Raw genomic sequence first — 15513 nt, forward strand, 5'->3', positions numbered from 1 at the left:
CTGGATATTCCATGACCCTACGCAAGCTGCCCGTCACGATCGTCACGGGCTTTCTCGGCAGCGGCAAGACCACGCTGATGCGCCACATCCTGCAGCACGCCGAAGGCCGCCGCATCGCGGTGATCGTCAACGAATTCGGCGAGCTCGGCATCGACGGCGAAATCCTCAAGGGCTGCGGCATCGGCTGCGAGGAGACCGAAGGCGCGCAGGACGAAGCGTCGGGCCAGCTCTACGAGCTCGCGAACGGCTGCCTGTGCTGCACCGTGCAGGAAGAGTTCTATCCGGTGATGGAAGCGCTCGTCGAGCGCCGCGCGGACATCGACCATGTGCTGATCGAGACGTCGGGGCTCGCGCTGCCGAAGCCGCTCGTGCAGGCGTTCAACTGGCCGACGATCCGCAACAGCTTCACGGTCGACGCGGTCGTGACCGTCGTCGACGGGCCGGCCGCCGCGAGCGGCCAGTTCGCGGAAAACCCGCAGGCCGTCGACGCGCAGCGCCGTGCGGACCCGAACCTCGACCACGAATCGCCGCTGCACGAGCTGTTCGCCGACCAGCTGTCGTCCGCCGATCTCGTGATCGTGAACAAGGCCGATCTCGTCGGCGACGCGCAGTTCGCGCAGATCGAAACCGCGATCCGCGAAGAGATCCCGCCGCAGGTGAAGATCGTGCGCGCGACGCGCGGCGAGCTCGACCTCGCAATGCTGCTCGGGCTCGAATCGGCGTCGGAGGAAACGATCCACCTGCGCCACGACCATCACGGCTCGGCCGACGACGGCGATCACGATCACCATCACGACGATTTCGATTCGGTGGTCGTGTCGGGCGACGCTGGCTCGCGCGAAGCGACGATCGCCGCGCTGCAGCGCGTCGTCGAAGCGCACACGATCTACCGCGCGAAGGGCTTCGCCGCGCTGCCCGGCGCGCCGATGCGGCTCGTGATCCAGGGCGTCGGCCGCCGCTTCGACAGCTATTTCGACCGCCGCTGGCAGGACGGCGAAACGCGCGCGAGCCGTTTCGTGCTGATCGGCGAGGATCTCGACGCGGCCGCGCTGCAACGCGCGTTCGACGCCGCGTGCGCGGCCGAGCCGCAACAGGCGTAACGCACGATGCATCTGCTGCGCACCACGCCGGGCGGCTTCGTCGACGATACGCAGGGCGTCGTCCGGATCGACCAGCAACCGGCCGACATCGTGATCCTGAGTTCGGCCGACACGACGCTGTCGCTGCTCGCGAGCGTCGTGCCGCAATTGCCGGCCGGCTTTCCGAGCGTGCGGCTCGCGAACGTGACGTTCCTGCGGCAGCCGGCGTCCGTCGACTTCTATGTCGACGACGTGCTGCGTCACGCGAAGACGGTCGTGATCGATCATCTCGGCGGCGAAGCGTACTGGCCGTACGGGATCGAGCAGGCCGTATCGCTCGCGTCGAAGCGTGCCCAGCAGCTCGCGATGTTCTCGGGCGACCTGCAGGAAGACCCGAACCTCGTCGCGAAAAGCACGGTCGCGCCCGACCTGTGCCGGCTGTGGTGGCGCTACCTGCGCGAAGGCGGCGTGCACAACGCCGAAGCGCTGCTGCGCAGCATCGCGTTCCATACGCTCGGCTTCGGCGACGAACCCGAGCCGCCGCGCCCGTTGCCGGCGGCCGCGCTGTATCACCCGGCGCGCGACCGCGCGAGCGTCGACGACTGGCGGCCGCGCTGGACGCCGGGTGCGCCGGTCGTCGCGATCCTGTTCTATCGCGCGCACTGGCAGGCCGCGAACACGGCCGTGTTCGATGCGCTGGCCGACGCGCTCGTTCAGGAAGGGCTGAATCCGCTGCCGATCGCGGTGACGTCGCTGAAGGACGCGGTGAGCCGCGAGGTCATCACGCAGCTCTGCGACACGCACGGCGTCGCGCTCGTGCTGAACACGACCGCGTTCGCGGCCGGCGCGATCGATGCCGCCGAACCGGACGTGCTCGCCGGCGACGCGCCGGTGCTGCAGGTGATCCTGTCCGGCGGCAATCGTGACGCGTGGGTGGCCGACAACCAGGGCCTGCATGCGCGCGATATCGCGATGCATATCGCGCTGCCCGAGGTCGACGGGCGCATCGTCACGCGCGCGGTGAGCTTCAAGGGGCTCGCGTATCGCTGCCCGCACACCGAGGTCGACGTCGTGCGCTACCAGCCGGACGCGGAGCGGATCGCATTCGTCGCGGCGCTTGCGCGCGGCTGGTGCCGGCTGCGCACGCTCGACAACGCGAGCAAGCGCGTCGCGCTGATCCTCGCGAACTATCCGCAAAGCGAAGGGCGGATCGGCAACGGCGTCGGGCTCGACACGCCCGCGTCCGCGCTGCGCGTGCTCGCGGCGCTGCGCGATGCGGGCTACGCGGTGGCCGACCTGCCGCCCGACGGCGACGCGCTGATCGCGCGGCTCACCGAAGGCGTGACCAACGACGCGGCCGTGCATGCGCTGCGTCCGGCGTTCCAGAGTTTCGCGCTGGCCGACTACGTCGCGCATTTCGCGCGGCTGCCGGTAGCCGTGCGCGATGCGCTGAATGAGCGCTGGGGCCCGCCCGAAGCCGACCCGACGCTGCGCCACGGGCGTTTCACGATCGCGGGCTGGCGCGCGGGCAACGTGTTCGTCGGCATCCAGCCATCGCGCTCGCGCGGCGACAACGACTACGCGAGCTACCACGACGCGGATCTCGTGCCGCCGCACGCGTATCTCGCGTTTTATTTCTGGCTGCGCGATGCGTATCGCATCGACGCGGTCATCCATCTCGGCAAGCACGGCAACCTCGAATGGCTGCCGGGCAAGAGCGTCGCGCTGTCCGACGCATGCTGGCCCGACCTGACGCTCGGGCCGCTGCCGCACCTGTATCCGTTCATCGTCAACGATCCGGGCGAGGGCAGCCAGGCGAAGCGCCGCGCGCAGGCGGTGATCGTCGATCACCTGATGCCGCCGCTCACGCGCGCGGAAAACTACGGCCCGCTGCAGGATCTCGAGCGGCAGGTCGACGAATACTACGAAGCGCTGATGGTCGATGCGCGGCGCGCGAAGCTGCTGAGGAAGACGATCCTCGCGACGATCGCCGAACACCGGCTGCACGACGAACTGAGCGTATCGCCGCCGCGCGACGCGGGCGACGAGGATGCGCTGCTGACGCGCGTCGACGCGTGGCTGTGCGAATTGAAGGAAGCGCAGATTCGCGACGGGCTGCATGTGTTCGGCGCGTCGCCGGCCGATCGCCAGCGGCGCGACACGCTGCTCGCGCTCGCACGCTTTCCGGTCGGCGACGGCAAGGAAGAGCGCGCGGGGCTGATCGGCGCGCTCGCGCGCGACCTGATGCTCGGCGACGATTTCGATCCGCTGTCGGCCGACTGGGCCGCACCGTGGGCCGGCCCGCGACCGGCGATCCTGCAGGCGCTCGACGCGTCGCCGTGGCGCCATGCGGGCGATACGCGGGAGCGGCTCGAACGGCTCGCGCAGCAATGGCTGGACGGGCTGTGCGCGGCCGTGTCGGGCGACACTCGTACCGATGCGACGCCGCCCGGCGAATGGCCGCATACGCTCGCGGTGATCGAACGCGTCCGCTCGACGCTGATGCCTGCGCTCGACGCATGCGGCGGCGAGGAAATGCGCCAGTTGCTGCGCGGGCTCGACGGCCGCTTCGTGCCGCCGGGGCCGAGCGGCTCGCCGTCGCGCGGCCGCCCCGACGTGCTGCCGACCGGCCGCAACTTCTACTCGGTCGACACGCGCGCGGTGCCGACGCAGGCCGCGTGGTCGCTCGGCCTGAAATCCGCGCAGCAACTGATCGAGCGCCATCTGCAGGATCACGGCGATTATCCGCGCGCGATCGGCCTGTCCGTATGGGGCACGGCGACGATGCGTACGGGCGGCGACGACATCGCGCAGGCGTTCGCGCTGCTCGGCGTGCGGCCGAAATGGGCGCACGGCAGCCATCGCGTGACCGATTTCGAGATCCTGCCGATCGAAATCTTCGACCGGCCGCGCATCGACGTGACGCTGCGCGTCTCGGGCTTCTTCCGCGACGCGTTCCCGAACCTGATGCACCTGTTCGACGCGGCCGTGCAGGCCGTCGCCGAACTCGACGAGCCCGAGGAACTGAACCCGATCCGCGCGCGCATCGAGCGCGAACGCGCGAAATGGATCGCGCAGGGCGTGACGCCCGACGAAGCGCGGCGACGCGCCGGCTGGCGCGTGTTCGGCGCGCGGCCGGGCAGCTACGGCGCGGGCCTGCAGGACCTGATCGACCAGCGCCGCTGGCAGACCGACGCCGATCTCGCCGATGCGTATCGCCAGCGGGGCGGGCATGCGTACGCGCAGAACAGCGCGGGCGACGCCGCACCCGACGTGTTCGGCGAGCGGCTGGCGACGATCGACGTCGTCGTGCAGAACCAGGACAGCCGCGAGCACGACATCCTCGATTCGAACGACTACTACCAGTTCCAGGGCGGGATGACGGCGGCCGTGCGGCACCTGTCCGGGCAGCAGCCGAGCATCTACCACGGCGACCACGCGAACCCGGCCGCGCCGAAGATGCGCACGCTGCGCGAGGAGATCGCGCGCGTGATCCGTTCGCGCGTCGTCAACCCGAAATGGCTCGACGGTGTGAAGCGCCACGGCTACAAGGGCGCGGCGGAAATGGCCGCGACCGTCGACTACCTGTACGGCTATGACGCGACCGCGCGCGTGCTGTCCGACCACCAGTACGCACTCGTCGCCGACGCATACCTGTTCGACGACGACACGCGCGCGTTCCTCGAACGGCACAACCCGAAGGCGCTGCACGGCATCTGCGAACGCTTCGTCGAGGCGATGCAGCGCGGCCTGTGGCAGCAGCCGGACGATTATCGCGAGCGGATCGAAGCGGTCTGGCTCGAAAGCGAACAACTCCAGGAAGGAGGACGGCGATGACCGATCCGACGCTGCACCGCGCGCGCGCGGTCTTTCCGTTTGCGGCGCTCGTCGCGCAGGACGCGTTGCAGCAGGCGCTGCTGCTCGCCGCGATCGATCCGTCGCTCGGCGGCGTGCTGGTGAGCGGGCCGCGCGGCACCGCGAAATCGACCGCTGCGCGCGGCCTCGCGGAGCTGCTGCCCGAAGGGCAGTTCGTCACGCTGCCGCTGTCGGCGAGCGACGAACAGGTGACGGGCACGCTCGATCTCGCGCATGCGCTGGCCGAAAACGGCGTGCGCTTCCGGCCGGGCCTGCTGGCGCGCGCGCATCTCGGCGTGCTGTATGTCGACGAAGTGAACCTGCTCGCCGACGGGCTCGTCGATACGCTGCTCGACGTCGCCGCGAGCGGCGTGAACATCGTCGAGCGCGATGGCGTATCGCATGCACACGATGCTCGTTTCGTGCTGGTCGGTACGATGAATCCCGAGGAAGGCGAACTGCGTCCGCAGTTGCTCGACCGCTTCGGGCTGATGGTCGAGCTCGAGAACTGCTTCGATGCCGCGCAGCGCGAGCGGATCGTGAAGGCGCGGCTTGCATTCGATCTCGATCCGGATGCGTTCCGCGCTCGTCATGCAGCCGCGCAGCGCGAACTCGGCGACCGGATTCATGCGGCGCGAGCGCGGCTGGCGAGGCTCGATTTCGACGATGCGGTGCATGCGCGCGTCAGCGCGCTGTGCATCGACGCGGCCGTCGACGGGCTGCGCGCCGATCTCGTGATGCTGCGCACCGCGCGCGCACTCGCCGCGCTGGAACGGGCCGACGCGGTGACGGTGTCGCATGTGGAGCGCGTGGCCGAAGCGGTGCTGCGGCACCGGCGACATGCGGGTACACCGCCGTCGTCCGGCGCGTCGCAGCCGGGCGGCGAACGCGACGAACGCAACGATCGTTCACCGCCGGATGCGCGCCAGCGGCCGGAGGACCAACCGGGAGCGACGAAGAACGCCGCCGCCGCATCGCAGGGCGACTGGGGCTACCTGCCGCCCGAACCCGCCGGGCTGCGCGACGTGAAAAGCGTCGTGCCGCTGCCGCTAAAAAAACGCTGAGCCATCGAGTCGGCGCCGCCGCGAACGCCGTTCGCGGTCCTCGATGGCAATCAGGCGCAGCCGCGCGCGTGCCGGGCACGGCGCGCGCCGGCACGGCCGTTGCGTGGCCGGCGACGCTCGCCGCGAAACGCGGCGATGCGCTGCACCTCGGCCATCTGCGCTTCCGGAAACGGGCCGGCACGCCGCACGCGCTGCATTGCTTCGTGCTCGACTGTTCGGCGTCGATGCTGTCGCACGACCGGCTCGCGCTGGCGAAGGGGCTGATCGTCGCGTATTTCGATCGCGCGGCGCGCGACCGTGTCGAAACCGCGCTGATTTGCTTCGGCGGCAACGGCGCCGCGCGGCGCTTCGGCCCGGCCGTGCCGCGCTGGTGGAACGCGCGCTGGCTCGAACCGGTCGACGGCGGCGGCGGCACGCCGCTCGCGGACGGCATCGCGGCCGCCGCGCAGTTGCTCGCGCGCGATGCGCGGCGCGAGCCCGGCAAGCAGCGCTGGCTGTGGGTGCTGTCCGACGGCCGCACGCGCGAAGCGCCGGCGAAACCCGCGGCGGCCGATCATGTCGTGTTCGTCGACTTCGACGACGCGGCCGTGCGGATCGGGCAGGGCGTGCGGCTCGCTGCTGCGTGGGGCGCGCAGTGGGTGACGGTCGATGCGCTTTGTACGGACCTCGCGGGCTGAGCGGGCCTTGCGGCTCTCACGGACCTTGCGGTTCTCACGGATCTAGCTGACCTGGCTGATCTAGCGGGCCGAGTGACGGCCGCAGGGCCACGGCCGGCGGTGCGATATGATCGCCGCTTCTGCTTCTCCCCATTGGAAAACCCGCCATGCAAGTACTGGTCGATGCCGACGCGTGTCCCGCCGTCATCAAGGACATGCTGTTTCGCGCCGCGCGTCGTGCCGAAATCCGCGTGACGCTGGTCGCGAACCAGTTTCTGCGCACGCCGCCGTCGCCGTTCATCAAGGCGGTGCAGGTACCGGCCGGCTTCGACGTGGCTGACGCGCGCATCGTCGAGCTGGCCGAGGCCGGCGACCTCGTGATCACCGCCGACATCCCGCTGGCCGCCGCCGTGCTCGACAAGGGCGCGCATGCGCTCGACCCGCGCGGCAACTGGTTCAGCCGCGAGAACATCGAGGAACGCCTGTCGACGCGCGCGATGATGGAGCAGTTGCGCAGCACGGGCATCGACACGGGCGGGCCCGCGCCGTTCAGCGCGCGTGACGGCAAGACGTTCGCATCGCAGCTCGACCGGTTCCTGGCGCGATACGGCAAGCCGTAAGGCCGCGTTTCGGCGGCCACGCGCGATCGATCGTTGCGCATACGGAAACGCTCGTACGCGCCATGCGGCAATGCGTCGAATTCGCATCGGATCGTGTGCGCCGCCCAGGCCGGAATGCAGGTTTGCGCCGACGCTGCTATCGTGGCGCGAACCACTACACAGGAGCTCGCACGTGTCGCCGACCCAACTTCTCGTTCCGACGTTTACCCAGATGCTGCGCGCGCAGTCCGCGTGGCTCGACAAGGCTGTCGCACACGGGCAGGCCGCGGGCGACGAGCCCGACGCGGCGATGACGCTGAAGCTGGCAGCCGACATGTATCCGCTCGCCGCACAGGTGCGCTTCTCATGCTTCCAGGCGATGGAGCCGGTCTACCGGCTGCGCGGCGAGCCGCTGCCGGCCGCGCTGCTGGCATTGCGCGAAGCCGGATGGAATGCGGATGCGCAGCTCGGCTCGTTGAGCGACGCGCAGGCGATCATCGCGGGCACGCTCGCGTTTCTCGGCGAACTCGCGCCGGATGCGCTCGATGGCGGCGCCGCGCTGCCGATCGCGCTCGAGCTGCCCAACGGCGTCGCGTTCGACATGACGGGCGAACAATACGCGCGCGACTGGGCGCTGCCGCAGTTCTACTTCCATGCGATCGCCGCGTACGCGATCCTGCGCCATCACGGCGTCGAACTCGGCAAGGCCGACTACGTGCCGCACATGCTCGCGTACGTGCGACCCGGCACGATTCCGCAAGGGTGAGTGGTGAGCGGGCAAGCAGGCTCGTCGCGCTGCTCGAACGCAAGGCCGGCCCGTTCCTGCGCGCGTGACCGGCGCAGGCGGCATCGATATCAGCGCAGCGGGCCGTTCGCGATCGCCGAGAAGCAGTCGAGGCGCAGCAGCTCGATGATCTTGCGCGTCGGCACGCTCGCATGGAGCGTGTCGAGCCTGTCGACGGTGAACCACTTGCAGCGGGCGATCTCGTTGTTCGCGCGCGGCGTCAGGTGCGCGGGCACGTCGGCCACGAACACGTGATGCAGCTTCGTCAGCCCGCCGAACTGCACCGCGTAGTCGAGCGCAAGCCCCTCCAGCCGCGTTTCCTCGGCGAGCTCCCGCTGCGCAGCCTCGAGCGGCGTCTCGCCGCGCCGGATCGTGCCGCCCGGCAGCGACCAGCGCGACGCGGTGCGGGCGACCAGCAGCACGCTGCTGCGCTGGCGGCACACGATCGTGGCTCTTTCCTTGATGACGGCGAGAATGTCCGGCCCGGTACTCATGTTCGGCAAAACAGGTGCTGAATCGTGGAGAAAATGCGCGTCGTCGGTTCGTTGTCCGGCCGCGGGCCGCGACGGCATGCAGGCAGCCGCAGCGATCTTACCGGCCGTTCGTGACAGTTCCGTGCATGGCGTCGCGCCGCGTGAGCCGTGTCATGCGTGCGTGTAGATCCCGCTGCGCGTCGGCTTCACGTGGCGCGAACGGCGGCGCTGGTGAACGGCGCGCCGGTGATGGGGCGGCACCGTCACGTGCCGGCGCGCGGGCGCGGGCCGTGCGGTCGGCGCGGCGGCCTGCGGTGCCGCGGCCGGCATCTGTGTCTGTCCTTCGCCGAAATTGAATGTCCGGGTTTGCGCGTGTCCGACGCCCAGCGTCGACGCCAGCATGAAGGCCGCCAGCAGGATCCGTTTCATGAATATTCCGCGTTGCTTTTTGAGATGAAGGTTGCCCGCCAGCTTAACGAAGGGCGGGGTGGTGCCGCAACCGGCGCGGCTTCGGTGTCGTCTCCGGTTGCGCCCGGCGGCGTTGTCCGCGCTTCCGCCGAGTGCATCCGGGCTTGACAACATAATTCCCGGGTGTGAATATAAATTCACATACAAGAATTATTCGCCGAATCCGGAAAGTCGCGCCGCAGGCGCCGGCCGCCGGAACCGGCAGTCCGATCAACCGGAACCAGGAGCGAGACGCATGGCGGAACGGGAGCAGCACGGCGCGCTGGCGGGATTGCGCATCGTCGATCTGTCGCGGGTGCTGGGCGGCCCTTACGCGACGCAGATCCTCGCCGACCACGGCGCGGAGGTCATCAAGGTCGAACCGCCGTCCGGCGACGAGACGCGCACGTGGGGCCCGCCGTTCGACGGCGACACCGCGTCGTATTTCCTCGGCGTGAACCGCAACAAGCTCGGCGTCGCGCTCGACCTGACGCAACCGGACGACCGCGAGCGCCTGCTCGGCCTGCTCGAACATGCCGATGCAGTCGTCGAGAACTTCAAGATCGGCACGATGGAGCGCTGGGGGCTCGGTTTCGATACGCTGCATGCGCGGTTTCCGCGGCTCGTTTATTGCCGCGTATCGGGCTTCGGCGCGGACGGCCCGCTCGGCGGGCTGCCTGGCTACGACGCAGCCGTGCAGGCGCTCGCGGGGCTGATGAGCGTGAACGGAGAAGCCGGCGGCGCGCCGTTGCGCGTCGGCGTGCCGGTCGTCGATCTCGTGACCGGACTGAACGCGGCGCTCGGCGTGCTGATGGCGCTGCGCGAGCGTGACGCGAGCGGCCGCGGCCAGTTCGTCGAATCGACGCTGTTCGACTGCGCGCTGTCGATCCTGCATCCGCATACGCCGAACTTCTTCCATTCGGGCAACGCGCCCGTGCGCACGGGCAACGCGCATCCGAACATCACGCCGTACGACAGCTTCCCGACGGCCACCGTCGACATCTTTCTCGCGGTCGGCAACAACGGGCAGTTTGCGGCGCTGTGCGACGTGCTCGGCACGCGCGACTGGCCCGACGATCCGCGTTTCGCGGACAACCGCGCGCGCAGCGCGAACCGCGCCGCGCTGCGCGCGCTGCTCGAAACGGCATTGGCCGGACACGACGGCGCGGCGCTCGCCGAGCAACTGATGCGCCGCGGCGTGCCATGCGCACCCGTGCTCGGGCTCGATGCGGCGCTCGACCATCCGCATGTCGCGCATCGGCAGATGAAGGTCGAGCTGGGCCGGCATCGCGGCATCGCGTCGCCGATCAAGCTCGGCCGCACGCCGGCCACGTACCGGCGGCCGCCGCCAGCGCTGAATGAGCATGCGGCGCAGGTTTTTGCCGACGTCGACGCCGAAAACGATCACGACAACCGCCGGGACTGACCGGCATCGCGGCCGCCGCCCGTGCCGCGCGCCCGACGGCGGCGCACGGCCGCGCGGGCCGTACACCTCGTTCGGACACCACGCCGGCCCGCGCACGGACGCACCGGCTGAAGAGGAGACGCATCATGCTTGCATGGATCGGCGCGATCACCATCGTCGCGCTGTTCGGCCTGATCATCACGAAGCGGCTGTCGCCGCTCGTCGCGCTGATCGTCGTGCCGGTGGCCGCGTCGCTCGCGGCCGGTTTCGGGCTGACGACCGGCAAGTTCATCGTGCACGGCGTACAGAACATCGGCCCGATCGCCGGGATGTTCGTTTTTGCGATTTTATTTTTCGGAATCCTCACCGACGCGGGGATGCTCGACCCGATCATCGCGGGCGTGCTGCGCGTGATCGGCTGCCATCCGCCGCGCATCGTGATGGGCTCGGCGCTGCTCGCGCTGCTGATCCATCTCGACGGCTCGGGCGCCGTCACGTTTCTCGTCACGCTGCCCGCGATGATGCCGCTCTATACGCGGCTCGGGATGGATCGCCGCATCCTCGCGTGCGTCGCGTCGATGGCGGCCGGCGTCAATTTCCTGCCGTGGGTCGGGCCGATGCTGCGCGCGTCGGCGGCGCTGCACATTCCCGGCTCGGCGATCTTCATGCCGATGATCCCGGTGCAGATCGTCGGGCTCGCGTTCGTGTTCGGCACCGCGTACGTGCTCGGCGTGCGCGAGGCGAAACGGCTCGGGCTCGATCGCGCCGGTGCGGCGTCGCTCGCGATCGCGCCGCGCGAGCTGACCGACGCCGAGCGCGCGCTGCGCCGGCCCGGCCGCTTCCGGATCAACCTCGCGCTGACGCTCGTCGTGCTCGTCACGCTGGTGTCGGGCATCGTCGACCCGATGGTGATGTTCATGCTCGGCACGGTCGCCGCGCTCGTGATCAACTACCCGGACGTACAGGCCCAGCGCGAGCGGATCGACGCGCATGCGAAGGCCGCGCTGATGATGGCGAGCGTGCTGCTCGCGGCCGGCGCGTTCACCGGCATCATGTCCGGCACCGGAATGCTGAAGGCGATGGCGGAAGTCGTCGTCGCGCACGTGCCGGTCGAGCATGCGCGCCACATGCCGTTCGTGCTCGGGCTGCTGTCGATGCCGCTCAGCCTGCTGTTCGATCCCGATTCGTTTTATTTCGGCGTGCTGCCGGTGCTCGCGGAAAGCGGCAAGCTGCTCGGCGTGCCGCCGATCCAGATGGCGCAGGCCGCGCTGCTCGGCCAGATGACGACGGGCTTTCCGGTGAGCCCGCTCACGCCCGCGACGTTCCTGATCGTCGGGCTGACCGGCGTCGAGCTCGCCGAGCACCAGAAATTCACGATTCCGTTCCTGTTCGCCGCCACCGTGCTGATGGTCTTCGCCGCGGTCGCGACGGGCGTGTTTCCACTATGAGCGCCCGCAGACCTGTCGCTTCGCGCCAGGCCCCCGAGGGAACTTCCTTCGAGGCGGCTCGGCGTTTTCTTGCGTACGGCGCGGCCGTTCACGTTTTCCGGGAGAGCAATCCATGCAGTTCGACCTGACCGACGACCAGCGCGCGATCGACAGCGCGATCGAGAAAATCTGCGCGCGCTTCGGCGACGACTACTGGCTCGAACGCGACCGCGCGGGCGGGTTTCCGGCCGATTTCCACGCGGCGCTCGCCGAGGCCGGCTGGCTCGGCATCGCGATGGACCCGGCTTACGGCGGCGCCGGGCTCGGGATGACCGAGGCCGCGCTGATGATGCGCACGATCAGTGCGTCGGGCGCCGGCCTGTCCGGCGCATCGGCCGTCCACATGAACATCTTCGGGCTGAATCCGGTGCAGGTATTCGGCAACGACGCGCAGAAGGCGCGCTTCCTGCCGCCGCTGATCGCCGGGCGCGACAAGGCGTGCTTCGCGGTGACGGAACCCGACGCGGGCCTCGACACCACGCACCTGGCCACGCAGGCGCGTCGCGACGGCGATCACTACGTGCTGAGCGGGCGCAAGATCTGGATCTCGACCGCGCAGGTCGCGAACAAGATGCTGATCATCGCGCGCACGACGCCGCTCGACCAGGTCGCGAAGCCGACCGACGGGCTGAGCCTGTTCTACACCGACCTCGATCGCTCGCGCGTCGAGGTGCGCGAGATCGAGAAGATGGGCCGCAAGGCCGTCGATTCGAACATGCTGTTCATCGACAACCTGCGCGTGTCGCGCGACGACCTGATCGGCAACGAAGGCGACGGCTTCCGCTATCTGCTGCACGGGCTGAATCCCGAGCGGATCCTGATCGCCGCGGAGGCGATCGGGCTCGGGCAGGCGGCGCTGCGCCGCGCGACGCAGTATGCATGCGAGCGCGTCGTGTTCGGCCGGCCGATCGGGCAGAACCAGTCGATCCAGCATCCGCTTGCGCTGGCGTGGATGCAGCTCGAGGCCGCGTGGCTGATGGTGATGAAGGCCGCGACGCGCTACGACGCGGGGCAGTCGTGCGGCGCGGAGGCGAACGCGGCGAAATACCTCGGCGCGGAAGCCGCGTTCCAGGCATGCCAGACGGCGATCGCGACGCACGGCGGGATGGGGTACGCGAAGGAATACCATGTCGAGCGCTACCTGCGCGAGTGTATGATTCCGAGGCTCGCGCCCGTGAGTCCGCAACTGATCCTGTGCTACATCGCGGAGAAGGTGCTCGGGCTGCCGAAGTCTTACTGACGCGCGGCGGCCCGCCCGGCGCGCGGTTTCCCGTTCCGAATCAAGCGCTCGTCATGGACGTCAAACTCGTTGCCCGCACGCTCGACCTGTTCGAGCTGTTCGCCGCCGAACGGCGGCCGCTGCCGCTGACCGAACTCGCGCGCCTGCTCAATGTGCCGGCGTCGAGCTGCCTCGCGATGGCGCGCACGCTCGTGAGCCGCGGCTACCTGTACGAAGTGCGCAAGCGCGGCGGCTACTACCCGACACGGCGCCTGCAGACGATCGCCGCCGCGATCGATGCGACCGATCCCGTCGTCGACATCGTGCATCCGCATCTCGTCGCGCTGCGCGACGCGAGCCGCGAGACCGCCGTGCTCGGCAAGATCCAGGGCCTGTCGGTCACGTACCTCGACGTCGTCGAATCGGAGCAGGCGATCCGCTATACGCGCCAGCCGGGCGAGCTGCGCCCGCTGCACGCGAACTCGATCGGCAAGGCGATCTTCGCGGAACTCGCCGGCGATGCGCAGCAGGCGCTCGGCGCGCAGTTGCCGTTCGAGCGCTTCACCGACGCGACGATCGCGGATCTGCCGGCGCTCGTCGCACAAACCGCGCGGTTTCGCGAACTCGGCTGGGCCGAGAACTTCGGCGAAAGCGCGCCCGAGCTGTCGGCGATCGCGGTCGCGCTGACGCTCGACGGCGACTGGTACGGGCTGTCGGTCGTCGGGCCGACCGAGCGGATCCGCCGGCATCGCGACACGCATGCGGCGCTGCTCGTCGACGCGAAGGCGCGGCTGCTGGCCGAACACGCGCGCGGGTAGGGTAGCGGCACGCGAGGGCCAGTAGCGGGCCAGCATCTGAACCGCACCCCAACAGTTGGGCACCGATCCAAGCTTTGGGGTGCTTTTCATGAACTGCCTGGATTTCTTGGACAGTGCCGAGTGTTAGTGCTCGGCCTTTCACGAGCCTTCGGCCGTAGGTGAAGCATGACGAGCCGTTCCGGCATTCGATCCCGCGCGCCGGAAACGGCTCGCCGCGCATCATGCGCCGGCGCGTTGCGCCATCACGACTTCACCCATACGCCGCCGGCACTCGGGTTGTCGCCCTGGGTCCACCATTTCGCGCAGTACTTCGCGCCCTGGTACGTCACGCACGTGCCGCCCTGGTAGGCGGTCGTGGCCGACCATACCGGCGAGCCGCCGCCGACCGGCTTCCACACGGCCGCCTGGCCGGGCACGTCACCCTGCGTCCACCATTGCGCCTGATAGGTCGTGCCCTGGTAGGTGACCGTCGCGCCGGCCGTATAGACCTGGCCGGCCGCCCAGGGCGCGCCCGGCTGCGGCGTGCCGCCGTCCGAGCCGCCGCCGTAGTTCGGGTCCTGCGTGACGCCCGCGCCCCACTTGCCGTCGAGCTTGCGGAAAATCGCCGCGAACGCGTACGGCTGCTGCGCGACGCCCGAGCAGGTCGGCGACGCATACGCGCCGTTGTTCGGGCACGGCTGGTCGCGGCCGACCGACCAGTTGCCGAAGAACCCGTAGCCGTTGTTGACCGCCGCGTTCAGCACGCTTTGCGCGTTCGCGAGCGTGAAGGTCTCGCCCTGCACGTCGTTCACGCCGATCATCGGCGTGACACCCACCATCTGCCACAGTTGCGCGCCGGTCTTCGGCTGGCCGGCGGACTTGAACGCGGTGTCGAGCTGCGAATACAGCGCCTGCGCGGCGCTGATCGCGGCCGCGCCCATGTCGATGTTCGCGGGGCCGTAGTCCATCGTCATCAGGTTCACGGCATCGAACGTCGTCTTGTTCGCGATCGCCGCGTTGACGACGTTCACGCCGTCCTGCGTGAGCCCGGTCGGCATCGTCGGCAGCGTCAGCGTGACGTGCAGCGGCTTGCCCTTCGCCGCATAGTCGGCTTGCAGTTGCGCGACGGCCTGGAAGTTGCGCGCGACCGCAGCCGTGTCCTGCTGCGATGCGCCTTCGATATCGAAGTCGATATGCGTGAGGCCGTATGTGTCGATCACCGTCTGGTAGGCGGTTTTCAGCGCGGGAACCGTCGAGCAGGCCTGCATCAGCGGCGTGCCGTTCGCGCCGCCGAACGACACGGCGACTTCGCCGCCTTTCGCGCGGTAGCTCGCGATCGACGTCGACAGCGCGGTGAGCAGGCCGCCGCTCGCGCCGTTGCCGATCGGCTGCACGCCGCCCCACGACGGCGCGCAGCCGCTGCCCGCGACCACGAACGCGAGCGTGAATTGCTGGATGCCTTGACGGACGCCGATCTGGTCGACGAGCGGCGTCGGATAGAGCGTCACGTCGACGAACGGCGCGTAGACGCCGGCGCCGTGGGACACGCTCGCGGCGGCGAGCAGACAACCCGCGGCAATCGCACGCGGGATGAAACGCTGCAACACGTTGTTGTTCATTCTGTTCTCCAAGTGGAAGAGGGATACGC

Annotated in this window: 13 protein-coding genes; 10 read left to right on the forward strand and 3 right to left on the reverse strand. The window is 69.4% G+C overall.

Annotated features, from left to right (window positions below; genetic code table 11):
* Positions 1-11 precede the first annotated feature (11 nt).
* The 6 genes from cobW (at position 12) to ACM6JT_RS26035 (ending at position 8019) form a co-directional block, all read left to right on the forward strand.
* Positions 12-1100, forward strand: a complete 1089-nt coding sequence (gene cobW, locus ACM6JT_RS26010) for a cobalamin biosynthesis protein CobW (protein WP_217589659.1) — start codon at positions 12-14, stop codon at positions 1098-1100.
* Positions 1101-1106: 6 nt separating this feature from the next.
* Complete coding sequence (gene cobN / locus ACM6JT_RS26015; protein WP_414857577.1) at positions 1107-4916, forward strand: cobaltochelatase subunit CobN; 3810 nt, start codon at positions 1107-1109, stop codon at positions 4914-4916.
* Positions 4913-5998 (forward strand): ATP-binding protein, encoded by a 1086-nt coding sequence (locus ACM6JT_RS26020; RefSeq protein WP_414857578.1) that lies wholly within the window; start codon positions 4913-4915, stop codon positions 5996-5998. The genes cobN and ACM6JT_RS26020 overlap by 4 nt, the downstream gene beginning before the upstream one ends.
* A 68-nt stretch (positions 5999-6066) precedes the next feature.
* On the forward strand, positions 6067-6675 hold the full coding sequence (locus ACM6JT_RS26025) for a vWA domain-containing protein (protein ID WP_243564517.1): 609 nt from the start codon (positions 6067-6069) through the stop codon (positions 6673-6675).
* A 146-nt stretch (positions 6676-6821) separates the two neighbouring features.
* Positions 6822-7274, forward strand: coding sequence for a YaiI/YqxD family protein (locus tag ACM6JT_RS26030; protein WP_034184162.1), 453 nt, complete (start codon positions 6822-6824; stop codon positions 7272-7274).
* Positions 7275-7446: 172 nt separating this feature from the next.
* Positions 7447-8019: a DUF1993 domain-containing protein gene (locus ACM6JT_RS26035; RefSeq protein WP_414857579.1), complete on the forward strand. Its 573-nt coding sequence runs from the start codon at positions 7447-7449 to the stop codon at positions 8017-8019.
* 89 nt (positions 8020-8108) lie between these two features.
* Here ACM6JT_RS26035 and ACM6JT_RS26040 read toward each other — a convergent pair whose 3' ends face one another.
* Both ACM6JT_RS26040 and ACM6JT_RS26045 read right to left on the reverse strand, forming a co-directional pair.
* Complete coding sequence (locus ACM6JT_RS26040) at positions 8109-8531, reverse strand: NUDIX hydrolase (RefSeq protein ID WP_131947043.1); 423 nt, start codon at positions 8529-8531, stop codon at positions 8109-8111.
* A gap of 150 nt (positions 8532-8681) precedes the next feature.
* A complete protein-coding gene (locus tag ACM6JT_RS26045; RefSeq protein ID WP_175749398.1) occupies positions 8682-8939 on the reverse strand; it encodes a hypothetical protein in 258 nt (85 codons plus the stop codon).
* 274 nt (positions 8940-9213) lie between these two features.
* Between ACM6JT_RS26045 and ACM6JT_RS26050 the strand changes: the two genes are divergently transcribed.
* From ACM6JT_RS26050 to ACM6JT_RS26065, 4 genes are all read left to right on the forward strand, one after another.
* Positions 9214-10383 (forward strand): CaiB/BaiF CoA transferase family protein, encoded by a 1170-nt coding sequence (locus tag ACM6JT_RS26050; protein ID WP_414857580.1) that lies wholly within the window; start codon positions 9214-9216, stop codon positions 10381-10383.
* Between the two features lie 125 nt (positions 10384-10508).
* Positions 10509-11810, forward strand: coding sequence for a CitMHS family transporter (locus tag ACM6JT_RS26055; protein WP_105390182.1), 1302 nt, complete (start codon positions 10509-10511; stop codon positions 11808-11810).
* Between the two features lie 112 nt (positions 11811-11922).
* Positions 11923-13089 (forward strand): acyl-CoA dehydrogenase family protein, encoded by a 1167-nt coding sequence (locus ACM6JT_RS26060; protein ID WP_175749401.1) that lies wholly within the window; start codon positions 11923-11925, stop codon positions 13087-13089.
* Positions 13090-13142: 53 nt separating this feature from the next.
* Positions 13143-13886 carry an IclR family transcriptional regulator gene (locus ACM6JT_RS26065; protein WP_407970523.1) on the forward strand — a complete coding sequence of 248 codons (744 nt, stop codon included), beginning with the start codon at positions 13143-13145 and terminating at the stop codon, positions 13884-13886.
* 242 nt (positions 13887-14128) lie between these two features.
* Here ACM6JT_RS26065 and ACM6JT_RS26070 read toward each other — a convergent pair whose 3' ends face one another.
* The gene (locus tag ACM6JT_RS26070) at positions 14129-15484 is read right to left on the reverse strand and encodes a chitinase (protein ID WP_217589648.1); all 1356 of its coding nucleotides are present in this window, start codon (positions 15482-15484) and stop codon (positions 14129-14131) included.
* Positions 15485-15513: the final 29 nt, after the last annotated feature.

It is taken from the genome of Burkholderia sp. IT-111MI5, from assembly GCF_949752865.1.
GTDB classification, from domain to species: domain Bacteria; phylum Pseudomonadota; class Gammaproteobacteria; order Burkholderiales; family Burkholderiaceae; genus Burkholderia; species Burkholderia pyrrocinia_C.